Annotated in this window: 21 protein-coding genes and 1 pseudogene; 11 read left to right on the top strand and 11 right to left on the bottom strand. The window is 76.2% G+C overall.

The features are described 5' to 3' along the window. Positions 1-616 precede the first annotated feature (616 nt). From GD880_RS19725 to GD880_RS19710, 4 genes are all read right to left on the bottom strand, one after another. On the bottom strand, positions 617-850 hold the full coding sequence (locus tag GD880_RS19725) for a biotin/lipoyl-containing protein (protein ID WP_152233317.1): 234 nt from the start codon (positions 848-850) through the stop codon (positions 617-619). Then, positions 847-1,887: an alpha-ketoacid dehydrogenase subunit beta gene (locus GD880_RS19720; protein WP_152233316.1), complete on the bottom strand. Its 1,041-nt coding sequence runs from the start codon at positions 1,885-1,887 to the stop codon at positions 847-849. The genes GD880_RS19725 and GD880_RS19720 overlap by 4 nt, the downstream gene beginning before the upstream one ends. Then, positions 1,884-2,837, bottom strand: a complete 954-nt coding sequence (locus GD880_RS19715) for a thiamine pyrophosphate-dependent dehydrogenase E1 component subunit alpha (protein ID WP_152233319.1) — start codon at positions 2,835-2,837, stop codon at positions 1,884-1,886. Before GD880_RS19715 ends, GD880_RS19720 begins: the two co-directional genes overlap by 4 nt. Before the next feature lie 192 nt (positions 2,838-3,029). Further along, on the bottom strand, positions 3,030-3,764 hold the full coding sequence (locus tag GD880_RS19710; RefSeq protein WP_152233315.1) for an IclR family transcriptional regulator: 735 nt from the start codon (positions 3,762-3,764) through the stop codon (positions 3,030-3,032). A 110-nt stretch (positions 3,765-3,874) separates the two neighbouring features. Between GD880_RS19710 and GD880_RS19705 the strand changes: the two genes are divergently transcribed. The 3 genes from GD880_RS19705 to GD880_RS19695 all read left to right on the top strand — a co-directional run bounded on the left by GD880_RS19705 (position 3,875) and on the right by GD880_RS19695 (position 6,871). Continuing rightward, complete coding sequence (locus tag GD880_RS19705; protein WP_152233314.1) at positions 3,875-4,465, top strand: TetR/AcrR family transcriptional regulator; 591 nt, start codon at positions 3,875-3,877, stop codon at positions 4,463-4,465. Between the two features lie 5 nt (positions 4,466-4,470). Further along, entirely contained in the window at positions 4,471-5,733 is a 1,263-nt protein-coding gene (locus GD880_RS19700) for a nucleotide disphospho-sugar-binding domain-containing protein (RefSeq protein WP_152233313.1), read from the top strand. Positions 5,734-5,839: 106 nt separating this feature from the next. Next, positions 5,840-6,871, top strand: coding sequence for a GmrSD restriction endonuclease domain-containing protein (locus GD880_RS19695; protein WP_152233312.1), 1,032 nt, complete (start codon positions 5,840-5,842; stop codon positions 6,869-6,871). 69 nt (positions 6,872-6,940) lie between these two features. Here the strand turns inward: GD880_RS19695 and GD880_RS19690 are convergent, their stop codons facing one another. The 3 genes from GD880_RS19690 to GD880_RS19680 are packed head-to-tail and all read right to left on the bottom strand — an operon-like array spanning position 6,941 to position 11,489. Continuing rightward, entirely contained in the window at positions 6,941-9,997 is a 3,057-nt protein-coding gene (locus GD880_RS19690; protein ID WP_152233311.1) for a sacsin N-terminal ATP-binding-like domain-containing protein, read from the bottom strand. A gap of 34 nt (positions 9,998-10,031) precedes the next feature. After that, positions 10,032-11,066 (bottom strand): DUF3027 domain-containing protein, encoded by a 1,035-nt coding sequence (locus GD880_RS19685; RefSeq protein ID WP_152233310.1) that lies wholly within the window; start codon positions 11,064-11,066, stop codon positions 10,032-10,034. Between the two features lie 48 nt (positions 11,067-11,114). Then, on the bottom strand, positions 11,115-11,489 hold the full coding sequence (locus tag GD880_RS19680) for a cold-shock protein (protein ID WP_152233309.1): 375 nt from the start codon (positions 11,487-11,489) through the stop codon (positions 11,115-11,117). 330 nt (positions 11,490-11,819) lie between these two features. On the opposite strand from GD880_RS19680, the gene GD880_RS19675 reads away from it, so the two are divergent. Continuing rightward, a complete protein-coding gene (locus GD880_RS19675) occupies positions 11,820-13,004 on the top strand; it encodes an SseB family protein (protein ID WP_152233308.1) in 1,185 nt (394 codons plus the stop codon). Between the two features lie 106 nt (positions 13,005-13,110). On the opposite strand, the gene GD880_RS19670 is transcribed toward GD880_RS19675, so the two are convergent. Continuing rightward, positions 13,111-13,701: an NAD(P)-dependent oxidoreductase gene (locus tag GD880_RS19670; RefSeq protein ID WP_152233307.1), complete on the bottom strand. Its 591-nt coding sequence runs from the start codon at positions 13,699-13,701 to the stop codon at positions 13,111-13,113. 131 nt (positions 13,702-13,832) lie between these two features. Between GD880_RS19670 and GD880_RS19665 the strand changes: the two genes are divergently transcribed. Together GD880_RS19665 and GD880_RS19660 are read left to right on the top strand one after the other, a co-directional pair. Next, positions 13,833-16,199, top strand: a complete 2,367-nt coding sequence (locus tag GD880_RS19665) for a helicase-associated domain-containing protein (protein ID WP_152233306.1) — start codon at positions 13,833-13,835, stop codon at positions 16,197-16,199. Positions 16,200-16,309: 110 nt separating this feature from the next. After that, positions 16,310-16,792: a DUF4262 domain-containing protein gene (locus tag GD880_RS19660; protein ID WP_193314617.1), complete on the top strand. Its 483-nt coding sequence runs from the start codon at positions 16,310-16,312 to the stop codon at positions 16,790-16,792. Between the two features lie 76 nt (positions 16,793-16,868). Here GD880_RS19660 and GD880_RS19655 read toward each other — a convergent pair whose 3' ends face one another. Continuing rightward, on the bottom strand, positions 16,869-18,071 hold the full coding sequence (locus GD880_RS19655) for an aminotransferase class I/II-fold pyridoxal phosphate-dependent enzyme (RefSeq protein WP_152233304.1): 1,203 nt from the start codon (positions 18,069-18,071) through the stop codon (positions 16,869-16,871). Between the two features lie 205 nt (positions 18,072-18,276). On the opposite strand from GD880_RS19655, the gene GD880_RS19650 reads away from it, so the two are divergent. The 3 genes from GD880_RS19650 to GD880_RS19640 all read left to right on the top strand — a co-directional run bounded on the left by GD880_RS19650 (position 18,277) and on the right by GD880_RS19640 (position 20,814). Then, entirely contained in the window at positions 18,277-18,666 is a 390-nt protein-coding gene (locus GD880_RS19650) for a DUF2237 family protein (RefSeq protein WP_152233303.1), read from the top strand. Then, on the top strand, positions 18,663-19,091 hold the full coding sequence (locus tag GD880_RS19645) for an HIT family protein (RefSeq protein ID WP_152233302.1): 429 nt from the start codon (positions 18,663-18,665) through the stop codon (positions 19,089-19,091). Before GD880_RS19650 ends, GD880_RS19645 begins: the two co-directional genes overlap by 4 nt. Positions 19,092-19,170: 79 nt before the next feature. After that, positions 19,171-20,814: a DNA repair helicase XPB gene (locus GD880_RS19640; RefSeq protein ID WP_152233301.1), complete on the top strand. Its 1,644-nt coding sequence runs from the start codon at positions 19,171-19,173 to the stop codon at positions 20,812-20,814. A gap of 213 nt (positions 20,815-21,027) precedes the next feature. Here GD880_RS19640 and GD880_RS19635 read toward each other — a convergent pair whose 3' ends face one another. After that, positions 21,028-21,786 (bottom strand): type 1 glutamine amidotransferase, encoded by a 759-nt coding sequence (locus GD880_RS19635; RefSeq protein WP_152233300.1) that lies wholly within the window; start codon positions 21,784-21,786, stop codon positions 21,028-21,030. A 214-nt stretch (positions 21,787-22,000) separates the two neighbouring features. Here GD880_RS19635 and GD880_RS21090 point away from each other — a divergent pair, with 214 nt between their 5' ends. Together GD880_RS21090 and GD880_RS19625 are read left to right on the top strand one after the other, a co-directional pair. After that, positions 22,001-24,049: a TPM domain-containing protein gene (locus GD880_RS21090; RefSeq protein ID WP_264372306.1), complete on the top strand. Its 2,049-nt coding sequence runs from the start codon at positions 22,001-22,003 to the stop codon at positions 24,047-24,049. A gap of 82 nt (positions 24,050-24,131) precedes the next feature. Further along, on the top strand, positions 24,132-24,947 hold the full coding sequence (locus tag GD880_RS19625) for a PspA/IM30 family protein (RefSeq protein ID WP_152233299.1): 816 nt from the start codon (positions 24,132-24,134) through the stop codon (positions 24,945-24,947). A gap of 206 nt (positions 24,948-25,153) precedes the next feature. Here the strand turns inward: GD880_RS19625 and GD880_RS20515 are convergent. Further along, positions 25,154-25,361: pseudogene (locus tag GD880_RS20515) on the bottom strand (hypothetical protein); the annotation flags it as partial.

Raw genomic sequence — 25,361 nt, 5'->3', positions numbered from 1 at the left:
CAAAACAAAACCCGCGGACACCACCACACCAGACCCTCGGCCCGGCCAGCGACGCCCACGAATCCATATGGCATCAAAAACTTGGCACACTGTTGAGTTCTCAAAGAACAGACACACACCATCAGACCCGGGAACCACGTTCCCGACCCCTCCGGGGCAACCTCTCTATCTTAACCAGCCCGACCCGGCCTGTCAACCCGCCACTCTTCGCGGCAAATCTCGAAAACCCAGTCCTGATCGGCTCCCCCGCGAGCAGACACGGCACCGCCATGACCACTGAATCCGGGGGACTTCCCGCGGGACCGGCCACCGTCTCGGTGTCCGTGCCTCCCTGGCGGGACTCCGAAATATTAGGCAGATGCCGAACCGACGGTCAAACCGCCGACGCATGGCCTGCGTCACAGACCGCCGGGGTCCGTGGGCACTGCCCGCCAGGGCTGGTGGGCACAGCCGGCCAGGGCTCATGGCGCTGCGGGGTCGGCGGTGGTGTGGCCGGGTCGAGGCCGAGAGTCGGAGCCCTTGGTCGGCGGCGAGAGTCCGGTGCCCCTGTCGGCGGGGCCTGGGCCGGCACAGCGCTGCCGGGGGCGTCGCTTCGCCCCCGGCAGCCCCGGTCCGTCTACTCGATCCGGGCGATGAGCGCGCCCTGCCGCAGCTCGCTGCCCTCCCCCGCGAGGAGGCGGATCGTGCCCCCGGTCGGTGCCGTCACCTCGGCGTCGACCTTCTCCACCTGCACATCCGCGAGGAGCTGGCCGGTCGCGACGGTCTCGCCGTCGGCGACGTACCAGGTGACGAGGACGCCCTCGGTGTCGGGATGGGTCTCGTCCAGCGGCGGAAAGGGCACCTCCGTCATGCGAGCACCTTCCTGATGGCGGCTTCGATGCGCTCGTGGCGGGGGAGCACCGCGTACTCGAGTCCGTGCGCGTACGGGATGGGGATGTCGGGCATCGTCACGCGCTGCACGGGTGCGTGCAGGAGGGTCGGGTCCTCGTCCGCGACGGTGGCCGTCACCTCCCCGGAGAGCCCGAACGAGTGGTAGTCCTCGTCCACGACCACCAGCCGCCCGGTCTTGCCGACCGACTCCAGGATCGCGGTCCGGTCCAGCGGCACGAGCGAGCGCAGGTCGAGGACCTCGGCGTCGATGCCCTCGCCCGCGAGCTTGTCGGCGACGTCGAGCGCGTGGTGCACCGAGAGGGAGAGGGTGACCACCGAGACGTCCGTGCCCGCCCGCGCGGTGCGGGCCTTGCCGATGGGCACGACGTACTCCCCCTCGGGCACGACGTCGACCGAGCGGGGGTTCTTGGCCATCCACGGCAGGCCCATGACGCCCTTGTGGAACATGTAGACCACCGGGGAGTCGTCCCGGACGGCGGCTGTCATGAGGCCCTTGGCGTCGGCCGGGGTGGCCGGCACGACGACCTTCATGCCGGGCAGGTGCGCGAAGGTGCCCCACAGGGTCTGGGAGTGCTGGCCGCCGTCGGAGTACCCGCCGCCGACCGCAGTGGTGAGCACCATCGGCACGGTGACATTGCCACCGGAGAAGTAGTGGATCTTCGCCATGTGGTTGTAGATCTGGTCCAGGCACACGCCCATGAAGTCCGCGAACATGAGCTCGGCGATGGGGCGCATGCCCTCGGTGGCGGCGCCGACGGCCATGCCGATGAAGGCGGTCTCGGAGATCGGGGTGTCGATGACGCGGTCCTTGCCGAAGCGCTCCTGCAGGCCGGTGGTGGAGGAGAAGATGCCGCCGTAGGGGCCCACGTCCTCCCCGAGGTAGATGACGGCGGGGTCGCGCTCCATCTCCTGGGCGATCGCCTCGACCATCGCCTTGGCGGTGTTGAGGCGGCGGCCGGTCTCGGGGGCCTGGCTGCGAGTGTCGGTCTGGGTCATCGTCCTGCCTCCTCGGCGAACACGTAGCTGAGAACGTCCGCGGGGTCCGGCAGCGGGCTGTCCTTGGCGAAGCGGATGGCGTCCCCGACGCGCTCGGCGGCCTCGCCCCGGATGCGCGCGCCGGCGTCGTCGTCGACGACGCCGGCCTCCCGCAGCCGGGCCTCGTAGCGCGGCAGCGGGTCGAGGGTCGCGACGGTGGCCAGCTCGGGGCGGTAGCCCTGGGCGTCGCCCTCGAAGTGGCCCCACATGCGCAGGGTGCGCACCTCGATCAGGCTGGGCCCCTCCCCGGCGCGGGCTCGGCGCACGGCCCGCTCGGCGGCCGCGTAGACGGCCTCGACGTCGTTGTCCTCCACCCGCTCGCCGGGCATGCCGTAGCCGGCGGCGCGCGCGGCGTTGGAGGTGACGGCGGTGGAGGCGGACCGCGGGACGGAGATGCCCCACTCGTTGTCCTCCACGACGAAGACCACCGGCAGCTTCCACAGCGCCGCGAGGTTGAGCGACTCGTGGAAGGCGCCCTGGTTGGCGGCGCCCTCGCCGGTGACGGCCACGGCGACGGCGTCGGTGCCGGCGCGTGTGAAGGCGAGCGCGGCGCCCAACGCCGGCGGGTAGCCCTCCGCGATGATGCCCGAGCAGGAGAAGTGCACCGCCGGGTCGAACAGGTGCATGTGCCCACCGCGCCCGCGCCCCAGGCCGGTGGCGCGGCCGAAGATCTCGGCGGTCATCGTGCGCAGGTCCACGCCGTGGGCGACGGCGAAGTGGTGCGGGCGGTGGGTGGCGGTGACGGCGTCGTCGGCGGTGAGGTGGGCGCACACGCCGGCGGCCACCGGCTCCTGCCCGGCGGAGAGGTGCATCTCGCCGGGGATGAGGCCCTTGCCGATGTCGAAGCCGGGCCCCTTGTCCGCGTGGTACTCGCGGAGGATGGCCTCCTCGAAGGTGCGGCTGAGGACCATCGTCGCGAACAGGTCGCGGCGGACGTCGTCGTCCAGGTGCAGGCCGGGGGCCTGGGCCTCGGTGGGTTCGGGGACGGGTGCGGGTTGGGAGAGTGAGGTCGACACGGTGCCTCCATTGGCTTGATGACCGTCCGGCCACTCTCGGCCGGTGCGGCGAGGCCCGGCAACGGCGAAGTTTTCAGATGGTGAGAATCAGGTCGTCCCGGCCAGCGCGAGCAACCGCGCGGCCCGGCGCAGCGCGTCGTGGCGCCCGACCACGGCTCGCCCGCGGGCAGCGGGGACAGAGACGGCGACCGCGCCCGTCACGGCGGCGGTGGGGAGCGGCATCGCGGCACACACGGTGCCCAGGGCGTACTCCTCCCGGTCCAGCACGAGCTCGCCGCCGGCCGCCAGCTCGCGCAGCAGCGCACGCCGGTCGGTCACCGTGTGCGGGGTGAGGTCGACGAGCGGGTGGGCGTGGAGGTAGGCGCGCCGGGCCGCCTCGGGCAGGGCGGCGAGGACCGCCTTGCCGACGGCGGTGGCGTGCGCCGACTCGTGAACCCCCACCCAGAGGTCGGTCCGGGGCGCGGCGGGGCTGTCGACGATGTCGACGACCCGGATCTCGCCGTCGTCGAGGACCGCGAGGTAGGCCGCCGCCCCCAGGTCGTCGTGCAGCTGCCTGAGCACCCGGCGGCTCCGGTGCCGGCTCGGTGCCGGCCGCGGCGTCGTGGCGAGGACGTCGAGGTGGCCGCCGAGCACGTATCCCTCGCCGGTGCGCTCGAGGTAGCCCTCGTGCACCAGGGTGCGCAGCAAGTGGTAGGTGGTGCCCAGGGGCAGGTCGGTGAGGTGCGCCAGCCGCTTGGCCGGCACGGGGGCGCCGCACGCGCCGACCGCGTCGAGCAGGGTCAGCGCGCGGACCACGGAGTTGATCAAGGTCGGCTGCGTCATCGGGGCCTCCTCGCGCCCAGCGTAGAACGCCCGTGCCGGCGCGGAGGCGCGCCCGCGGCCCGAGACAGTGCCCCTGTCACGGCACCCACTTTCGCGTTAACCTCATTGACATGAAAGGTGGTCCCTCGCGGGCCTACCGCATGGCCGCCCGCGCCGAGTCGACGGCGGCCACCGGCGAGCGCATCCTCGCCTCCGCCCTGGTGCTGTTCTGGGAGCGCCCGACCGACCAGATCTCCCTCGCCGACGTCGCCGCCCGCGCCGGGGTGAGCGTCCAGACGGTCATCCGCCGCTTCGGCGGCAAGGAGGGACTGTTCGAGGCGCTGGCCGACCGCGAGCGCCGGCGCATCGTCGCCCAGCGCGACGCGGCCCCGGCCGAGGACCCCGTGCGCGCGGTCGAGGTGCTGTTCGACCACTACGAGGACGTCGGCGACAAGGTCCTGCGCCTGCTCGAGGAGGCGTCCCGGGTCCCCGGGCTGCGCGCCGTCGTGGAGGAAGGACGCCGCTACCACCGCGCCTGGTGCGCGCGCGTGTTCGCCCCGGCCCTCACCGGCCGGCACGGGACCGACCGCGACCGGCGGCTGGCCCAGCTCGTCGCCGTGTGCGACGTCTACATGTGGAAGCTGTTGCGCCGCGACGCCGGGCTCAGCCGCCGCCAGGCCGAGCTCGCCGTCGTGGAGCTGCTCGATCCCCTCCTGGAGTGATCCCCATGGCGCACGTCCTCGCGTACACCTCGCCCGCCCGCGGGCACCTCTTCCCCCTCGTCCCCGTCGTTGACGAGCTGAGGCGCCGCGGGCACACCGTCGCCGTGCGCACGCTCGCGGCGGAGGTGGCCGCGCTGCGCGCCCGAGGCGCGGCCGCCTCCCCGATCAGTCCCGCCATCGAGGCCGTCGCACTGACCGACTGGAGGGGCCGGGGCGCGCGCGACAGCCTGCGCCGCACCGTCCGGACCTTCACCGACCGGGCCCCGCTCGATGCCGCCGACCTGCGCGCCGCCATCGAACGGGACCGTCCCGACGTCGTGGTGGTCGACGTCAACGCCTGGGGGGCGATGGCGGCCGCCGAGGCCTGGGGCGGTCCGTGGGCGGCCTACTGCCCCTTCCCGCTGCCGCTGAGCTCGGCGGACGCCCCGCCGTTCGGGCCGGGGCTGCCACCCGCCCGGGGGCCACTCGGCCGCCTGCGCGACCGGCTCCTTCGCCCGCTGGTCATGGGCACCATCGAGCGCACCACCCTTCCCCCGTTGAACGCGGCGCGCGCCGACGTCGGCGTGCCACCCCTGCGTTCGGCGGACGCGATCTACCTCGCCCCGCCCCTGCTGCTGGCCATGACCGCCGAGCCGTTCGAGTACCCGCGGCGCGACTGGCCCCCCAACGTCGTCCTGGTCGGCCCGTGCGACTGGGACCCGCCCGCCGACCCGCCGCCCTGGCTCGCGGAGGTGCGCGGCCCGCTCGTGCTCGTCACCACGTCCTCGGAGTTCCAGGACGACGGCGCGCTGGTCCGCGTCGCGCTCGAGGCCCTGGCGGACGAGCCGGTCACCGTCGTCGCCACGGTGCCCGCCGGCGACCCGGCCCGGTTCGCGGTCCCGCCCAACGCGCGCGTCGAGCGCTTCGTGCCGCACGGGCCGCTGCTCGCGCGGGCCGCGTGCGCCGTCACCCATGGGGGCATGGGCGCGACCCAGAAGGCGTTGGCGCACGGGGTGCCGGTCTGCGTGGTGCCGTTCGGCCGGGACCAGCTCGAGGTCGCGCGGCGGGTGGTGGGATCCGGGGCGGGCACCGCCGTGAGATCCGGCCGGCTCACGCCACCCCGCCTGCGCGCGGCCGTTCGCGAGGCGTCACGCCGCCGTCGCGAGGCGACCGCCGTCGCCGCCGCCTTCGCAGAGGCCGGCGGCGGGGGCGCAGCGGCGGATGGCGGCGGTAGCGCCGCGGCGGACGCGATCGAGACCCGGCTCCTGGCGTCCGCCCGGCCGCGCTGAGGCCGGACCATCACCGCCCCGGCCCGGCGGGCGCGGCCGCGTACGGCCCGGACCCGCGACGCCGAGGCGCTGCTCACACCCCACCGGACGGCCCGCCATCCCGCCCATGTATCGCGATCACCGGGTCCATAATTTCGGGGTGCTGCGCCGTTCTTCCTCCTCGCGTCGTGTCGGCCTGGTCGGCCTCGTGCTCGCTGCGGTCGTGTCGCTCGGGGCCTGTGGGGGTGGGGCGACCGCCCAGGTCGATCCGGCCGGGGGCGCGACGGCGTCCAGCGCGCCGGCGCCCACCGCGGCACCGAGCGGTCCTTCCGCGGAGGCGTCGACGCCGCCGGTCGCGGTGGCCGGGTCGGCGCTGGCCACGGCGGAGCAGCTCGAGGTCAAGGGCCGGGCTCCCAAGACCGGCTACGAGCGGGACCTGTTCGGCAGCGGCTGGGTCGACGTCGACCACAACGGCTGCGACACCCGCAACGACATCCTCGCCCGGGACCTCGAGGGCGAGACGTTCAAGCCCGGCACGCGCGACTGCGTCGTGCTCACCGGCACCCTGGCCGACCCGTACTCGGGCGAGACGATCGCGTTCGCTCGCGGCAACGGGACGTCCAACGAGGTCCAGATCGATCACGTGGTGGCGCTCAGCGACGCCTGGCAGAAGGGCGCGCAAGGCTGGGACGAGGGCACGCGGGTGGCGTTCGCCAACGACCCGCGCAACCTCCTCGCCGTCGACGGCCCGCTCAACGGCCAGAAGGGCGACGCCGACGCCGCCACCTGGCTCCCGCCGAACAGGGCCTACCGCTGTGCGTACGTCGCGCGGCAGGTGGGGGTCAAGGCCATCTACGGGCTGTGGGTGACCCAGGCGGAACAGGACGCCATGGTGCGGGTGCTCTCGACGTGCCCGGACCAGCCGCTGCCGGACGGCGTGGGCGCGGCCGCCGCGGCCGGTGGTGCCGCCGCGGCCGGCCCCGCGCCCGTGCCGGCACCGGCACCGACCTCCGGCCCCGCCCCCGCGCCCGCGCCGGCGGACGTGCCCTACGCGAACTGCGCCGCGGCCCGCGCCGCCGGCGCGGCCCCGGTGCACCGGGGCGACCCGGGGTACGGCAAGCACCTGGACCGCGACGGCGACGGCGTCGGCTGCGAGTAGGCCGGCGCGGATGCACGTGGGCAGGTCGGCTGCGAGTGAGCGGCCGGCAGCTCGGAGCGAGGAGGCTGCTCAGCCCCCCGCCAGCTCGGCCAGCAGCGCGTCGACCCGGTCGGGCTCGGCCAGCGCCGCCTCGACCACGTGCCGCGCCGGCCACGCCTCCGCCGCGTGGGCGAGGGCGCGCGCCAGGCCCGCGGTGGTGGTCGCCCAGGCGGCGCCGTCGGCGGCCCACCACTCGACGTCCGCGCCCTCGACGTGCAGCTCCTCGCACTCCCACCACTCCGTCGGCGCGCCCGGCAGCACGGCGAGCGCCGCGGGCGGGGTGGGCTGCAGGACGGCGCCGGCCGTCATCGGGGCCACCTCGCCGGCCGCGTCGAGGTCGAGCAGGTCCGCGACCGGCCCGACCCGCGCGGCCGGCACCGGCAGCACCGGGCCGACCTGGGCCCACATCGGCGGGCCGACGAGCGCGTCGTCGGCCGGGACCATCCGCGCCGTCCCGCCGTCGAGCACCGGCACCGCCTCCGGCGCGAGCTCCAGCCCGCTGCCGGCGGCGCGGGCCAGACCGTGCCACAGCGCCAGCGCGTCGGGCATGGGCACGGTGCCCCGCGCCGGCCAGGCGGCGACGTACGCCTCCCACGCGGGCCCCTCGAGCTCGTCGAGGTCCCCCACGGCGCCGAGGGCGGCGAGCACGGCGTCGTCGAGCCGGTCCAGGCCCGCCGGGGCGTCGGGCAGGAACGGGACCCGCGCCCGGGCGCCGGCGCGCGGGTGCACGAACGGGGCGCCGAGCTCCTCGCGCAGCCACCACGCGGTGTAGGACGGCGCCCGCAGCCCCGGCGCCCGCCCGCCGGAGACGGCGCGCACCTCGGTGAGCAGCGCGGCGCGCGCGTCGCGGTCCTCGGCCAGGCGGGCCAGCAGGGCGGGCCAGGCGTCGTCGGCGACGGCGTCGAGGTCGGCGACGGCGGGCAGGTCGCCGACGTAGGCGCCCGGGCCGAGGACGGCGGCCAGGTGGACGAGGTAGTCCGCCCACCCCTCGACCGGCTCCTCCGCGCCGGCGGGCTCGGCGACGACGTCGGGCACCAAGGTCACGACCAGGTCCGCGCGGACCCCGACGGCGCGCAGCGCGGCGGCGTCCCACCGCGCGGCGACCGCGGGGGCGAGCCGGTCGAGGGCGTCGAGCACGCCGGCGGCCCAGCTGCCCGGCAGCACGAGCTCGGCGGCGGGGCACCACGCGCCGGCATCGCCGGGCAGCGGCAGGTCGGCGAGCCAGTCCGGCAGGGCGGTGTCCGGGCGCGCGCGGACGGACTGCTGGGCCAGGTCCAGGACCGCGACGATGGCGGGTGGGAGGTCGCCGTCCGCAGCGGACACCAGGCCGCCGTCCGTGGCCGGCGCCAGGTCGGCGTCCCCGCCCGGCAGATCGCCTCCGGCCGCCTCGACAGCCGCGCGGACCGCCTCCTCGGCCAGCACCGTGGCGGCGTCGGCCTCGACCGCCCCCAGGGTGTGGAGCGCGGGGTGGGCGGCGCCGGGGTGGACGACGCGCAGCCCGGGGAAGGCCGCCGCGGCGGCAGGGTGCTCGGCCCAGAAGCGGGCGAGGTCGGCGGTGGGCAGCAGCACGCCGCGGGCGCCGCGAACGGTGCGCCCGTCGGCCAGCGGCACGGGCAACCCGGCCAGCGCCTCCCGGTGCGCGGCGGCATGGGGGCCGAGGGCGCCGTAGACCTCGCGCCACCGCTCCGGCGGGCCGGCCGCGGGGAGTGCGTCGACGACGTCGGCGAGGTCGCGCAGCGCCACGCCGAGCACCCGGGCCTGGCCGTGGCGCCCGGGCGGCACGTGGACGAGGCCGCCGACCATCGGCGCGAGCGCGTCGAGCACGGCCGCGTCCTGCCCGAGCGGGCCGGCGAGGGCCTGCGCGGCGCGGGCGGAGAGCCGCTGGCCGCCGCCCACCTCCGGAAGCAGCGGCGCCGCGCGCAGCGCCGCCAGGGCCACGCCGTGCAGGGCGGCGTCGAGCTGGCCGGCGGGCAGCCCGGTGGGCACCAGCGCGAGGGCGTCCTCCCCGGCCTCCGCCGCGGCCTCGGCGAGCTCGGCGTACAGCTCGCCGGCGCGGGCGACCAGGGCGTCGGTGAGCGGGCCGGCGGCCACGTGCCGGCGCGTCGGGTCCAGCGGCAGGCTGGCGACGAGCAGGGCGGGCAGGGTGCACGGCTCGTCGGTGGGCGTCGGGGCGTGCACGACGCCGGGGTGGGCGGCGGCGGCGTCCTCGACGATGCGGGCAGCGTCGGTCCGCGACCGGCGCGGCAGCGCCCAGGTGAGGCTCCAGCCGCTGCGCTCGCGTTCCTCCACGGGCCGGTCCGCGAGCAGCGCGGCTTCAAGCGTGCCCGTGGCCCGCACGGTGAGCCAGCGGCCGGCGGCGTCGGCGATCGTCCGCGCGGCGCCGTCGACCTCGACGACGATCGCGGTCAGCGCCGGCAGGGCGAGCAGGGTCGCGTCGGAGACCTCGGCGAGGGCGGCGCGCGCCGCGGCGACCTCCTCGGGGCCGCGCAGCTCGAGCGTGACCGCGGTGACGTAGCCGTCCGGGACCCACGGCCGGCTGGCGGGGAAGGGCAGGCGCAGCGCCGGCAGGTCGCCGTGGCGGCGCGCGACCTCCTCCCCGAGCGCGGGCAGCTCGGCGCCGGCGCGGTCGAGGACCGCGCGGGTCCGACCGAGGGAGAAGGTGACCCCGGCGACCCCGTCGGGGGTGCGGGTGGCGATCGCGATCTCGTCGCTGACGGAGCGCACGGCGGCGAACCCGACGCCGAAGCGGCCGACCGTGGCGCCGGCGCGCTTGGCCGAGGCGCGCATGCTCGCGAGGGCCGCCACGCCGTCGGCGGTGAGCGGGGCGCCGGTGTTGGCCGCGAGCAGCCGGGAGCCGGCGTCGCCGGTGGTCAGGCGCAGCAGGAGCCGGCCCGGGGCGTCGGCGGCCACCGCCGCGTCGGCGGCGTTCTGGGTGAGCTCGACGACGACGCGGTCGCGGTAGTAGCCGCGGGCGTGGTCCTCCTCGAGGTTGGCGTCCTGGCGCAGCCGGGAGGGGTCGCGCAGCCAGGTCGCGACCGCGGCGTCGCGCAGGGCCGTGGTGTCGAAGGGGTCGGAGGCGGCGGGCACCGCCGCATCATCCCACCGGCCCGGGGGCGGGCCGTCAGGCCTGGTCGGCCTCCGGTTCGCCGCCTGCCGCGGCCTCGTCCTGGGCGGGCTCGGTCGCGGGCTGGGCGGCCGCCGGCCCGGCCTCGGCGGGCGCGCCGAACTCGGGCACGGCGTCGGCGGCCGACTCGGCCGCCTCCTCCTGGGCGATCTCGGTCGGCACGTCCCGCTCGGTGACCGGCTCGTCGTCCGTGGGCGTGGCGCCGGCCTCGGCGTCGGCGACGCTGTCGACGACCTCGGGCGCCACCGGGTGGGTGGCGAGGACCTCGAGGTCGCGCTCGTCGACGACCGGCGCGGAGGGGTTCCACAGGGAGGCGGGGTGCGGGGCGTCGGTCTCGGAGTGCGCGCCGCAGCCGTGGTCCATCGAGACCACGCGACCGTCGTCGGGCGACCACTCGTTCGCGCAGACCCCGAACACGGTGCGCGGGGAGCCGGCGAGCTTCAGGAGGAAGCCGCAGGTGGAGCACTGGCCCTTGGCGGCCTTGGCGCTGGCCGCCTGGGGGCCGCGGTCGCCGTCGTACCAGCGGGTCAGCGCCTCGCGGCGGCCCTCCGGCGAGAGCACGCGCGGGCGGCCGAGGCCGAGCTCGTAGATGGCCAGCCGGTCGGTGTCCGCCTCCCCGGTGGCCTCGTAGCCCTGCTCGAGGCGCGGGTCGTCGGGCAGGTAGGGCAGGGCGTCGGTGGGGCCGACGTCGCCCGGGCGCAGCCGGTCGGACCACGGCACCCACTCGGGCGCCAGGAGCGCGCCGTCGCCGGGGAGCAGCTCGGCCTCGCACACGGTGGCCACGCGGCCGCGCGGCGGGCGGGCGAGCGTGATCGCCCAGTGCCAGCCCCGGTAGCCCGGCACGCGGGCCTCGAAGACGTGCGTGATCAGCCGCTCGCCCTCGACGACCATGCCGAGGTGGTCCCCCACCTCCCCGGGGCGCGCGAGCTCCTCGGCGGCCTGGCGGGCGAGCTCGACGGCCGCGGGGGCCGCCAGCACGGTCTCCTTGCCGGCGCGCGAGGTGATGCGGGGCGTCTTGGTTGCTGCTGCCACGTCACTCAGTCTAGGTGCTGCCTGTCGGGACGGATTCGGGCGGCCGGCTCAGGCGTCGAACTGGTCGGCGACGGCGCGCAGCAGCTGGGCCAGCTTCTTGCTGTTCTCGGGGTAGCGGCCGCGGTGCAGCGAGTTCGAGGTGCGGTCGAGCGCCTTGATGAGGTCCTCGACGATGGGCACCATGTCCTCGGCCGGCTTGCGGTGCGCGCGCACGACCGACGGCGGCTCCTCGAGCACCGTGACCGACAGCGCCTGCGGACCGCGGCGGCCCTCGGCCACGCCGAAGTCGACGCGCGTGCCGGGCTTGGGGCTGGCGCCCGTGGGCAGCGCGGAGGCGTGCAGGAAGACCTCACCGCCGTCGTCGGCGGCGATGAATCCGAAGCCCTTGGCGGCGTCGTACCACTTGACCTTGCCGGTAGGCACGGGGCGACCTCACTTGTTCCTCATACGCGACGAAGGCGCCAGCCGTGCTGGCGCCGCTTCCTGGTTCAAGGATACCGGGCGGGCAGGCACGAGCACGCCCCCTTTGGCGCACCGGGGGGACGAGCGAGGAACTTGCGCCGGGCTCACGACCCGTCGGGCACCGGCCTCGTCGTCCGCGCCCGCGCCGTTGCGGCCAGGGCGTCCACCCCTCGCCCGCGCGCCTCCCCGGGGCTGTGCCTCGCCTCCCCCGGGTCCGCCTCCCCCGGGTCGCGCCGCCAGCGCCGGTGGGTCAGCCTGGAAAACCATGCCGGCCACGCGGAGGGAGCCGTGATGTCCGTCCCGTCGCCCCGTCTCCGGGTCCGCGTGGACCGGGACGCCGTGGCCCGCGACGACGGCCGCCGGCCCTGGCAGCGCGAGCTCACGGTCGACGGCGAGGCCACCCTGGTCGACCTGGTCGAGCTGCTCGGCCTGCCGCTGGCGTTCACCGACGACCGCGGCGTGTGGGCGCTGATGCGCGGCCACGACACGGAGGACGGGGTGCACATCCTCGCCGTCGTCGAGCAGGTGGCGGCACCCGGGCGGCCACCGCGGTGGGCGGTCCACATGGTCTCCCACGTCCCGCCCGCGCAGCTGGCCGACGACGGCGTGGTGGACCTCCACTTTCGTTCCCTGCCGGGCCCGCCGCGCGAGGTGGTCGCCGCCGCGCACCGCGGGGACTCCTACTCCCGCCCGGCGCCGGACGGGGAGCCCGCCGACAACCCGGCGGTGCGCACCGCGCTGGCCACCTATGCCGCCGACCAGACCCCCGAGAACGCCCTCGACGTGCTGCGCCAGGCCTTCGGCGGCCAGCTGGTGCTCGACGCCACCGGCTCGACGTTCGGCGACGAGGCGCGCGGCGGCGTCACCCGCCTGGTCATCAACTTCATCCGCGCCCCCGACGGCAGCAAGGCGTTGCCCGCCTTCACCGCGCACGACGAGCTGGTGAAGTTCCGGGAGGAGGACGAGGAGGGGCCGCGCTCGCTGGTCCAGCCCGCCGACCGGGTGCTGGCCTTCTTCGTCCGGGACCCGGAGGCGCGCTGGCTGTACATCGACCCGGCGGGACCGCCGCTGGGCATCCGCCGCGACCAGGTCGAGTTCGCCCTGCAGGCCGGGCACAACGCCGCGGTGAAGAACGCGCTGACCCGGCCGGACCTCACCATGCAGGACCTCTTCGACGCCCTGCGCGCGCCGGGCGGCATCCTCTTCGTCGGCGACCGGGGCCAGGGGGACGACATCCAGCCGCTGGTGGTGGACACCGGCGGGAGCGAGAAGCTGCTGGCCTTCACCTCCGCGGTCGAGGCGGCGGCCTGGGACCGCACGATGCGCTTTCACCGGCTGAGCGTCGGCGGCGCGCTCGAGCTGGTGCTCGAGCTGGGCGCCCAGGGCCTGCTCCTCAACCCCGGGGGGCCGTCGGCGAACGTGTCCGCGCTGCAGGTGCGCCGGTTCCTCGGGACGTGGCGGGAGGCGACGGCGTAGACGTCGCCCCCGGCTCCCCTCCCCGACGGGACCGCGCCGGGCTACCGGTCGTCTGACGCCGGTGCGGGGCCTGCTGGAGGTCCCGCACCGGCGCGGCTGAGCCTGGTCAGTTGGCCGCGGTGAACCGCTCGCGGCGGTGCCGCGGGGCCTCCAGCTCGTCGACGATGGCGACGGCGAGGTCCTGGCTGGAGATCGACTCCCCCGCCGGGGTGTCGGTGGCGGTGCGGTAGGCGCCGGTGCGCTTCCCGGGCTGGATCATCGGCGCCGGGGAGACGGCGGTCCAGTCCAGGTCGTCCGCCGCGCGGAACCTGTCGAGCACCTTCGTCATCGTGATCGCCTCGGGCCGGTAGGCCTCCGGGAACTCGGGGTTGTCCGCGAGCGCGACCCCGTCCATCTCGAGGCTGCCGGCGCCCACCACCGCCAGCACCCGGGCGTGCGGTCCGGCGCTCACCACGCCGTCGAACGCCTCCAGCAGCGGCTCGTGCGGGCCACCCGTGCGGTCCGGCGGGATGGAGATGACGACGGCCTCGTGCTCGTCCGCGACCTTCCGGAAGGTGGCGGTGTCGCCCAGGTCAGCGCGGCGGACGTCGTCACCGCCGGACCGGGAGAACCCGGTGACCTCATGACCACGACGCCTCGCCTCCGCGACCACCTCGCGCCCGATCATCCCGGTGGCGCCGTAGACCGCGATCTTCATGCTGGCTCCTTCCCCTCCCACACGCCGGGCGCGCAGGAATAGACGTGTCACCGTCCCGAACCCCGCGCTGGCGCCACGGATTCCCGGCTGCCGTCTCCGACCGCCTTCGCCCCCGCCGTAGTGTGGTGCGGATGGCTACTTCGAGGAGGCGCGCCGCGGTCGCCACCGGCACGGCGCTGGTGGCCGAGCTGGCCGGGCGCGACGACGACCAGCTCGCGGCGCTGCTCGTCGCCCGCCCGGACCTGGCCACCCCGCCGCCGTCGTCCCTCACCGCCCTCGCCGCCCGCGCCGGCTCCCGGCCCAGCGTGGAGCGGGCCCTGACCGGGCTGGACACCGTCGAGCTCGCCGTCGCCGAGGCTGCCGTCGCCCTCGCGCCGCTGCACCGGCCCACCCCGGCCGCGCTCACCAAGGCCGTCGGCCTGGACGCGGCGCCCGCGCACCGGCGCCTCACCGACCTCGCCCTGCTCGTCAAGGACCTGCCCGTCCCCGCCCTCGTCGAGGCGCTGGGCCCGCACCCCGCGGGCCTCGGGCCCGCCCTGGCCGAGCTCGTGGACGCCGACCCGACGACCGCGACAGTCACGGCGACGAATGGCGCCAAGGCGGCCGAGCCGGCGACCGACGGCGACGCCGCGGCGGCCGCGCCCACCACCGTCGGCGCGCTCAGGGCGGCCCTGCGGAACGTGCCCGCGAGCGCCGTCGGCACCCTCGACGCCCTGACGTGGGGCCCGCCGGTCGGCACCGTCGCCGCCGACCACCTGCCCGAGGGGGCGGCCTGGCTGCTCGACCAGGGCGTCCTGCGGCGCCTGTCCCCCACCCAGGTCGTCCTGCCCCGCGAGGTCGCCCTCGCCGCCCGGGGCGGGCGCACCCACCGCGAGCCGCCCAACCCACCGGCGGATTCCGTACGCACCTACCCCGAGGCGGTCGTGGACGCCGAGAGCGCCCGGGCGGCGGAGGAGATCGTGCGGCTGGTGGGCCTGCTGCTGCAGACCTGGCACACCCAGCCGGCCACCGTGCTGCGCACCGGGGGCATCGGGGTGCGCGAGCTGCGCCGCACCGCGGCAGCGCTGGAGGTCACCGACGCCGACGCCGCGCTCGTCGCCGAGCTCGCCGCCATGGCGGGGCTGCTCACCCAGGAGGGGGACGAGGGCGTGGCGTGGGCGCCGTCGCGCGAGGCGCTGGACTGGCGCGAGGACCCCGTGCCGGTGCGCTGGGCGCGCCTGGCCCGGGCCTGGCTGGGCTCGGCCCGCGCCCCGTGGCTCGTGGGCACCCGGTCGGATCCCGGCACCCTGCGCGCCGCCCTGGAGCCCACCCTCGAGCGCGGCTGGGCGGTGGAGCTGCGCACGCGGGCGCTGGAGGTGCTGGCCGGCCTGCCGGCCGGCGCGGCGCCGGACGCCGGCCAGGTGCACGCGCGGCTGACCTGGCACCGCCCGCGGGCCACGGCGCCCGAGCGGACCGTCGCCGCGGTGCTCGCCGAGGCCGAGCGGCTCGGGCTGACCGGGGCCGGGGCGCTGTCCCCGGCCGGCCGGGCGGTCCTCGCCGGCGCCGACGTCGACGCGGTCGCCGCGGCGCTGGAGGCCTCGCTGCCCGAGCCGGTGGGCGAGCTGCTCGTCCAGGGCGACCTCACCGCCGTCGTGCCGGGCCGTCCCGAACCGGACCTCGCGGAGCTGCTCGCCGCGTGCGCCGACGTCGAGTCCCGCGGCGCGGCGCTGACCGTGCGGTTCACCGCCGGGTCGGTGCGCCGCGCCCTCGACGCCGGCCTGGGCGCCAGCGAGCTGCTCGACGCCCTCGCCGCGCGGTCGCGCACCCCGCTGCCGCAGCCGCTGGAGTACCTCGTCCGCGACGTCGCCCGGCGCCACGGGCAGGTGCGGGTCGGCACCGCCCGGGCCTACCTGCGGGTGGAGGACGCCGCGGCCGGGGCGACGCTGCAGGCCGCCCCGGCGCTGGCCGACCTCGGGCTGCGCAGCATCGCCCCGACGGTGCTGGTCTCCCCGGCCGACCCGGCCGAGGTGCTCGACGCCCTGCACGCCGCCGGGTTGGCGCCGGTGCTCGAAGGGCCGGACGGCACGGTCGTGGTCACCGGGCTGGGCGGCGGCCCGCGGCCGGCCCTGCGGGGCCGCAACGGCCGCGTGCGGGGCCTGCCCGCCTTCCCCGGCGCGGCGAGCAGCACGTACACCCGCCGGCTGGACGCCGGCGACCTCGGCGGCGTCGTCGCCCGCATGCGCGCCGGGGAGGAGCAGGCCCGCCGGGACGCCGCCCGCCGCGGCTCCGGGGCGCCGGCGGCCACCGACCCCGTGCACGCGCTGGTGGTGCTGCGCGAGGCGGCCGACGCCGGCGAGGCGGTGGAGATGGTCCTCGTGGGCGCGACCGGCCGGGCGGAGCGGCGCCGGGTGCGCCCGGTGCACGTCGACGGCGGCCGGGTGCGCGTGCTGGACCTCGACCGCGAGACCGAGCTGACGGTGGCGATCCACCGGGTCTCCGCGGTGCGCGCGGTCTCGTAGCCGCGGTTGTCCACAGGTCGGCCCGCTCGGGGCCGGCTCGGCCGCCGCGGCGTCGGCGACGGCGCCTAGCGTCGCTCGTGTCAACGATGACACCGAGCGGGGAGCGACCCATGTGCCTCATGTGCCAGGGCTGGACGCGCGAGCAGGTGCGCGAGCTGTACGCGGAGCAGATCGAGGAGCACGGCTGGACCACGGTGTCCGTCGAGGGCGGCCGGGACCGCCCGCCGATGACCTACACGGTCGGGCTCACCCGGTTCCGCGACCACCCCGAGCTGGTGGTGAGCGGGCTGGCCCCGGCGGACGCCGTGCCGTGCCTGGACGAGCTGGCGGCGCACGCGCGCGACGGGCACCGCTACGCCGCGGGGGAGGTCATCACGAGCTTCGGCCCGCACCGCTGTCGCCTGCTGCGGGTCAACGACCCGCGCCGGCTCGTGTTCGCCCAGGAGATCTACGGCGGGCGCGGGGCCCGGGTGGTCCCGGGGCTGCAGGTGGTCTGGAGCGACCACGCGGGGCGCTGGCCCTGGGACCCGGCCTGGTCGCACGACGGCGCGCAGCAGCAGCTCTTCGGTCGCCCGGGCCGTCGGACGCCGTGAAGGCCGGCCCCGGGGGCGCCGGGCGGGCGTCCGGGCCGGGCCGGTCGGCCGTGCCCGTCGGCCGGCCGGCAGGCGGTCAGGCGTGCGCCGCCTGGAAGGCGAGGATGCGCTCGATCGCCTCGGCCACCGCCGGCGCCCCGGCGGCGAAGGAGAGCCGGACGAAACGGTGCCCGCGGGCGCCGTCGAAGTCGCTGCCGGGCACGACGGCGACGCCGGTCTCCTCGAGCAGAGCGGCGCACCAGGCCGTGGAGTCGGGGAAGTGGCCCAGCTGCTCGCCCAGGTCGGCGTAGAGGTAGAACGCGCCGTCCGCCGGGGCCACCGGGCCCCACCCGAGGCGGTCGAGCCGGCCGAGCAGGACGGCGCGGGTGCGGGCGAAGTCCGCCACCCGCTCCTCCGCCTGGGCGTAGGCGGCCGGGGTGAACGCGCCGAGCGCGGCCAGCTGCGCGGGCGCGGGCGGGCACAGCGCGACGTTGCCGGCCAGGGCGTCCATGGCGGGGGCGAGGTCGGCGGGCATGAGGGCCCAGCCGAGGCGCCAGCCGGTCATGCCCCAGTACTTGGAGAAGGAGGAGACCACGACGGCGGTGCGGTCCAGCTCCCAGGCACACACGCCCCGGCCGTCGGGCGCGGCCGGGTCGGTGGGGTAGGTGATGCCGTGGTAGATCTCGTCGCTGACCAGCCGGACCCCCTGGGCCGCGCACCACCGGGTCAGCGCGTCGAGCTCGGCGCGGGTGACCATGGTGCCGGTGGGGTTGGCCGGCGACGCGAGGACGAGGCCGTCCAGCGGACCGGAGTGCGCCACGAGGGCGTCGAGGGCGGCGGGCGTGGGCTGGAACCGGTCGGCGGGACCGCAGTCGATCTCCACCACCTCGCACCCCAGCGCCCGCAGGATGTTGCGGTAGGCGGGGTAGCCGGGCCGCGCCAGCGCGACGCGGTCGCCGACGTCGAAGGCGGCGAGGAAGGCGAGCACGAAGGCGCCGGAGGACCCGGTGGTGATGGCGACGTGCTCGGCGGGGACCTCGAGGCCGTACCAGGCGCGGTAGTGCTCGGCGACGGCCTCGCGCAGGGTCCGCAGCCCCAGGGCGCTGGTGTAGCCCAGCTCCAGGCGGTCGGCGTGGGCCTGGGCGGCCAGCCGCTGGACGTCGTCGGGCGCCCCGCCCGAGGGCTCGCCCGCGCACAGCGAGATGACGTCGCGCCCGGCGGCGCGCAGCTGCGCCACCCGGTCCAGGATGTTCATCACCTCGAACGGCGGCACCGCCGCCCGGCCGGCAACCTTGATCATCGCGTCCCCCTCTCCCGGCCAGGGTGTCACAGCCGGGGCGCCTGCCGGCCCGTTGGCCGGCCCGGGTCAGCCCGGGGGCCCGGCGGCCATCGCGTGTCGCTTCCCCGGTGCGGCCCGCGGGCACCCCGACCACGCGCGCCGGTGCGTCTCCCCCGACATGCGCGTCGTCGAGGCGTGCCGGCGGCCCGGCTGCCATGATCGCGACATGGCGGAGCGCAACGTCCTCGGCGGCGAGCTCGGCGAGTGCGGGACGGACCCGGTCACCGGCTACTACCGCACCGGCCGGTGCATCGCCGACGAGGCGGACCTCGGCAACCACAGCATCTGCGCGGTGATGACCACCGAGTTCCTCGAGCACCAGCAGCAGCACGGCAACGACCTGCTCACGCCCCGCCCGGAGTGGCTCTTCCCCGGCCTGCGCCCGGGCGACCGCTGGTGCGTCGTGGCGGTGCGCTGGCTGCAGGCCTACGAGGACGGCGTCGCGGCGCCGGTGGTGCTGGCCTGCACCCACGAGCGGGCCCTGCAGGTGGTCCCGCTCGAGGTGCTCCAGCAGCACGCGGTCGACGTCCCCGACGACCCCAGGGTGCTCGAGTGAGCGGTGCGGCGCCCGGGTGCGTCTTCTGCGGCATCGTGGCCGGGCGGACCCGGGCCCACCTCGTGCTGGAGACCGACGAGACGGTCGCCTTCCTCGACGCCCGCCCGGTCTTCAAGGGCCACACCCTGCTCGTCCCGCGCCGGCACGTCGCCACCCTGCCGGACCTGCCCGCCGACCTCGCGGTGCCGTTCCTCACCGGCGCCCAGCGCCTCGCCGCGGCGATGACCACCGCCCTGGGCGCCCAAGGATCCTTCGTGGCGGTGAACAACGTGGTCAGCCAGAGCGTGCCGCACCTGCACGCCCACGTCGTCCCGCGCACCAAGGGCGACGGGCTGCGCGGCTTCTTCTGGCCCCGCACCAAGTACGCCGACGACGCCGAGGCGGCCGGGTTCGCGGCGCGGCTGCGCACCGCGCTGGACCCCTGACCGCCGTCGCCGGCCGGGCCGGGCGGCGCCGTGACAAACCGCGCACCGCGAGCGCGCCCCCGCGAGGGAGAATGACCAGATGCCCGACGGCCCCCTGATCGTCCAGTCCGACAAGTCCCTCCTGCTCGAGGTCGACCACCCGCGCGCCACCGAGGCGCGGCGGGCCATCGCGCCCTTCGCCGAGCTCGAGCGGGCCCCCGAGCACGTGCACACCTATCGCCTGACCCCGCTGGGCCTGTGGAACGCGCGCGCCGCGGGCCACGACGCCGAGCAGGTCGTCGCCGCGCTGATCGAGTACTCCCGCTACCCGGTCCCGCACGCGCTGCTCATCGACGTCGCCGAGACGATGGACCGCTACGGCCGGCTCCAGCTCGTCCAGCACCCCACCCACGGCCTGGTGCTGCACGCCCTCGACAGGCCGGTGCTGGCCGAGGTGCTGCGCTCCAAGCGGGTCAAGGGCCTGCTCGGCGAGCGGCTGGACGACCAGGACGTCGTCGTCCACCCCTCCGAGCGCGGCCACCTCAAGCAGGTGCTGGTCAAGCTGGGCTGGCCCGCCGAGGACCTGGCCGGCTACGTCGACGGCGAGGCCCACCCCATCGACCTCGCCCAGGACGGCTGGCACCTGCGCCCCTACCAGGAGGAGGCGGTGGACACCTTCTGGCACGGCGGCTCCGGCGTCGTCGTCCTGCCCTGCGGGGCGGGCAAGACGCTCGTCGGCGCGGGCGCGATGGCCAGGTCCCGGACCACGACGCTGATCCTGGTGACCAACACCGTCTCGGCGCGCCAGTGGCGCGAGGAGCTGGTCCGGCGCACCACCCTGAGCGAGGACGAGATCGGGGAGTACTCCGGCGCCCGCAAGGAGGTCCGCCCGGTCACCATCGCGACCTACCAGGTGCTCACCACCAAGCGGAAGGGCGTCTACACCCACCTGGAGCTGCTCGACGCCCACGACTGGGGGCTGATCGTCTACGACGAGGTGCACCTGCTGCCCGCGCCGATCTTCCGGATGACGGCGGACCTGCAGGCCCGCCGCCGCCTGGGGCTGACCGCGACCCTGGTGCGTGAGGACGGCCGCGAGGACGAGGTCTTCTCCCTCATCGGCCCCAAGCGCTACGACGCCCCGTGGAAGGACATCGAGGCCCAGGGCTACATCGCCCCGGCCGAGTGCATCGAGGTGCGGCTGACGCTGCCCGACCACGACCGCATGGTCTACGCCACCGCCGAGCCGGAGGAGAAGTACCGCCTGGCGGCCAGCGCCCCGGGCAAGGTGCGGGTGGTCGAGCAGATCCTCGCCCGCCACCCCGGGGAGCAGACCCTGGTCATCGGCCAGTACCTGGACCAGCTCGAGGAGCTCGCCGAGGACCTCGGTGCCCCGCTCATCACCGGGCAGACCACGGTGACCGAGCGCCAGCGCCTCTTCGACGGCTTCCGCCGCGGCGAGATCCCCATGCTGGTGGTGTCCAAGGTCGCCAACTTCTCCATCGACCTGCCCGAGGCGTCGGTCGCCGTGCAGGTGTCGGGGTCCTTCGGCTCCCGGCAGGAGGAGGCCCAGCGGCTGGGCCGGCTCATGCGGCCCAAGGCGGACGGGAAGACGGCGCACTTCTACGCCGTCGTCGCCCGCGACACCGTGGACCAGGACTTCGCCGCGCACCGCCAGCGCTTCCTCGCCGAGCAGGGCTACGCCTACACGATCATGGACGCCGAGGACCTGGCCAAGGCCTGACGGCGAAGACCCGGCCCGCCCGAGGCTCGCCCACCGCTACAAGTCCCGGCGAGCGCCGTTGCAGCCGTCGCACTCGCCGCGGCGTGGCGCGCCCGGCGTGAGCAGCAGCCCGCGCTGGGAGGGCGCCGCGGGAGCTGTAGGGAACGCCAGCGAGAGCTGAAGGGGCGCCGGCGAGAGCGGTAGCCCTCGCCGGCGCCCCGCCGAGCTGGACTGCTACGCGGCCAGCCGTTGCCGGGCCGCCGCGCGCACCTGGGCGGCGAACGCCTGCGCGATGGCCCGACCGACCGGGGCCACGTGGGCGTCCCGCGCGCGGGCCTGGGCGAGCACAGCGGCGGCGTCCTCACCGGAGGACGCGGCCCAGCGGGCGAGCAGCTCGGGCGAGGCCTCGGGGTGGAACTGCACGCCGAGGGCGGAGCCGACGCGCATGGCCTGGAACGGGTACATCGTGGAGAAGGCCAGCCACCGGCCGCCGGCGGGCAGGTCGACGACGGCGTCGGCGTGCATGGACGGCACGAGCGCGCCGCCGAGCTCGCCCGCCGCGACGACATCGGGGGCCGCGGCCGCGATCGCGGCGCCGAGGACGGGGTCCTCGCGGGCCTCGGGGCGCCACATCACCGGCACGATGCCGGCCTCGCGCCCGGGCGGCGGGGCGACCTCGACGCGGCCACCGAGTGCGGCGGCGAGGAGCTGGTGGCCGAGGCAGATGCCCAGCACGGGCACGTCGGCGGCGACGGCGTCCGCCAGGAGGCGCCGCGTGGCGGGCAGCCACGGCGCCCGCTCGTCGTCGTAGGCGTTCTGGTCGCCGCCGAGAACGAGCAGCCCGGCGCCGAGCGCGTCGACGGCGGGCACGGGCTCGCCGTCGTCCAGCCGGACCACCCGGGTCTCGACGCCCTCGAGCCAGGCGGCGAACCTGTCGAGGGGGACGTCCGGATCGTGCTGCAGGACGGTAAGGACGGGGAGGGTCTCGAACATCTGCCTACGGTAAGGCGCCGCTGTCCCCTGTGTGTAGGGCCTGGCCCACAGGTGTCGTCGCGGCCGCGGGCAGGGCACGTGACCCGGCGCCGGCCGGTTGCGGACCCATGGCCCCTGGACGACGCGGCTGACCAGGAAGTTCCCACGCTCCTCCCACCGCGAACGCCCCGCGGTGCTTATTGCGCGGGCCCGCTGGGACCGCGAGGATCGCCGCGTGAGACCCGTCACCGCCCTGCGGACCCTCGCCGCCGTCGCCCTCGCCGGCCTGCCCCTGCTCGCCCTCGCGGGTCCGGCCGCCGCCGAGCCGCCGCAGAACCTCAGCGCGCAGGTGACCGACACCGCCGACGTGCTTACCAGCGCCGAGGAGCAGGAGGTCCAGCAGGCGATCAAGCAGGTGCAGGCCGACTCCGGCCAGCTCGTCTACGTCACCTTCGTCCCTGACTTCTCGGGCCAGCCCTCCGGCGAGCAGTGGGCCACCGAGACGGCCCAGGCCTCCGGTCTGGGGCCCAACAACATCCTCCTGGCCGTCGGGGTGAACGACCGGAAGTATGGCTTCGCCCGCGACACCCGCTCACCGGTGGACCAGCAGGAGCTGCAGTCCTTCACCGACTCCGAGGTCGCACCCAGGCTCGGCAACGGGGACTGGGCCGGCGCCGCCATCACCTTCGCCCACGGCGTGGGCGACCTCGCCCAGGGCAAGACCCCCGGGGCGAGCGGCGGGGCGAGCGGGGGCGGCGGAATGGGCGCCTTCGGCACCGTCGTGGTCGTCGGGCTCATCGTCATCCTGGCCGTGGGGGCGTTCCTCATCCTGAAGCGCCGCCGCGAGACCGGGGCGCGCCGCCCCGCCGGGCGAGCCCTGCCCAAGGACCACCCGCTCAACCTGCCCACCGAGGAGCTCGCTAAGCGCGCCGGCACGGCCCTCGTGGGCGCCGACGACGCCATCCGCAGCTCCGAGGAGGAGCTCGGCTTCGCCAAGGCCCAGTTCGGGCTGCAGGCGACCGACCAGTTCACCGCGGCGCTGGAGCAGGCGAAGACCCGGGCGCAGCGGGCTTTCCAGCTGCGCCAGCAGCTCGACGACGACATCCCGGAGACCGAGCCGCAGCAGCGGCAGATGTACGCCGAGATCCTCCGGCTCACCACCGAGATCGACCAGACGCTGCGGGCCGAGACGGAGCAGTTCACCAGGCTGCGCAACATGCAGGCCCGCGCCCCGCAGGTGCTCTACGAGCTCGAGCAGCGGGCCGGCGAGGTGGCCCAGCAGATCGAGAGCGCCCGGGTGGAGCTGGCCGAGCTGGCCACCCGCTACCCGGCGGCGTCGCTGGCCTCCATCTCGAAGAACCCCGACCAGGCCAAGGCGCTGCTGGCCTCGGCGCGGCAGTCGGTGGAGGACGGACGGGCGAAGGTCCAGGAGGGCGACCGGGCCACCGCCGTCACCCACGCTCGGGTGGCCGAGCAGGCGATCGGGCAGGCGGACACCCTGCTCAAGAACGTCCACGGCGCCGGCGCCACGCTGGCCCAGGCGGGCTCCCGGCTCGACACGGCGCTGGCCTCCATCACCGCCGACGTGCGCGACGCCAACCGGCTCGCTTCCGGCGACCCGGTCGTCGGGGCCCGCCGCAAGGAGGCCGAGGCGGCCATCGCGCAGGGCAACCAGGCCCGCGGCGGCGCCGGTGACCCGCTGGCCGCGCTGCAGCGCCTGGCCGCAGCGGAGGCCGCCATCGACGCCGCCCTCGCCCCGGCGCGCGCGGCGGACGAGACCAACCGGCGCGCCGCCGCCCAGCTGGCCGACCGGCTGGGGCGGGTCAACTCCCAGATCCAGGCCGTCTCCGACTTCATCGCCACCCGCCGCGGCTCCGTCGGCTCCGAGGCCCGCACCCGGCTGTCGGAGGCGAGCCGCCTGGCGGCGGAGGCCGCCCGGCTTGCCGGCTCCGACCCGGCCGCCGCGCTGCAGACGGTCATCCAGGCCGAGCAGATGGCCGCCACCGCCCAGCAGCTCGCCGAGCGCGACGCCAACCGGTTCGACGACTCCGGCGGCTTCGGCGGCTGGGGGGGCGGCTACGGCGGGCCGCGCCGCGGCGGCATCGACGTCGGCTCCCTCATCCTCGGCGGCATCCTCCTCGGCGGCGGTCACGGCGGCTGGGGTGGCGGCTGGGGCGGGGGCGGCGGCTTCGGCGGTGGTGGTTTCGGCGGCGGAGGCGGCGGTTTCGGCGGCGGAGGCGGCGGGGGCGGCTTCGGCGGTGGCGGCGGGGGCGGGGGCTTCTGAGGAGAGCGAGCAGGCAGTGATCTTTGGCAGGCGGCGCGGCCGCACCAGCTCAGCGCTAACGACAACCAAGAAGGGCACCACCATGGCAGAGAAGCAGAGCATCCTGGGCCGCATCGCCCAGCTGACCCGGGCCAACATCAACGCGCTCATCGACCGGGCCGAGGACCCGCAGAAGATGCTCGACCAGCTCGTGCGCGACTACACCTCCTCGATCGCCGAGGCCGAGGACGCCGTGGCGGTGACGATCGGCAACCTGCGCCTGGCGGAGCAGGACCACGCCGCCGACGTCGCCGAGGCCCGCGACTGGGGGCAGAAGGCGCTGGCCGCCGCGCAGAAGGCCGAGCAGGTCCGGGGGCAGGGCAACGAGACCGAGGCCGCTCGCTTCGACAACCTCGCCAAGGTGGCCATCGGCAAGCAGATCGCCGCGGAGAACGAGGCCAAGGCGGCCGAGCCGATGATCGCCTCGCAGAACGAGGTGGTGGAGAAGCTCAAGGTCGGGCTGCAGGACATGCGGGTCAAGCTCGACGAGCTGAAGTCCAAGCGCGACCAGCTCGTCGCCCGCGCCAAGAGCGCCCAGGCACAGAAGCAGGTCCAGGGTGCCATCGCCTCGATCAACATCATGGACCCCACCAGCGAGATCGCCCGGTTCGAGGAGCAGGTGCGCCGCGAGGAGGCGTACGTCGCCGGCCAGGCCGAGCTGCAGGGCTCCACGCTCGAGGACCAGTTCGCCGAGCTGGAGGACTACGGCCGCAACGCCGAGATCGAGGCGCGGCTGGCCGCCCTCAAGGGCGGCACGAGCGCCCCCCAGCAGATCGGCGCCAGCGCCGCCGGCTCCACGGGGGCCGACGAGGGCTCCGCCGCCGTCAACGACCCGGCGGAGGACAAGACCACGTACTGACGCTGTGCGGGAGACCCGCACCTGAGTGAGACATCGAGGCCCCCCCTCCAGCCGCAGCGCCGGAGGCGGGGCCTCGCTCATGGGTCCGTCCGCACGCCGGTCGACGCCGATATGGGCGAGGTCCTAGTGAGCCATGAGTGCAGATGGTCGCGGGATCCACACGCACGGGTCGCGCTGATGCCACGCCATCGAGTGCGCCTGCCCGGTCAGAAGGGTGGTGGTGCGTCCTCGGGTGGTGTGAGGGGTTGGCCGGTGCGGGGGTTGAGGGGTGTGGTGGTGCCGTCGGCCTCGCGGCGGTAGGTGCGGCCGGTGCGTTTGGAGGTCCATTCGAAGATGCCGGGGGTGGTCTGGCGGACGTGGAAGTGGCCGTCGGTTTTTAGGGGGTGGTCGACGGAGCAGGCGGCGCCGAGGTTT

Source organism: Georgenia ruanii, assembly GCF_009193175.1.
GTDB classification, from domain to species: domain Bacteria; phylum Actinomycetota; class Actinomycetes; order Actinomycetales; family Actinomycetaceae; genus Georgenia; species Georgenia ruanii.
This window is presented reverse-complemented; position numbering and strand designations above follow the sequence as displayed.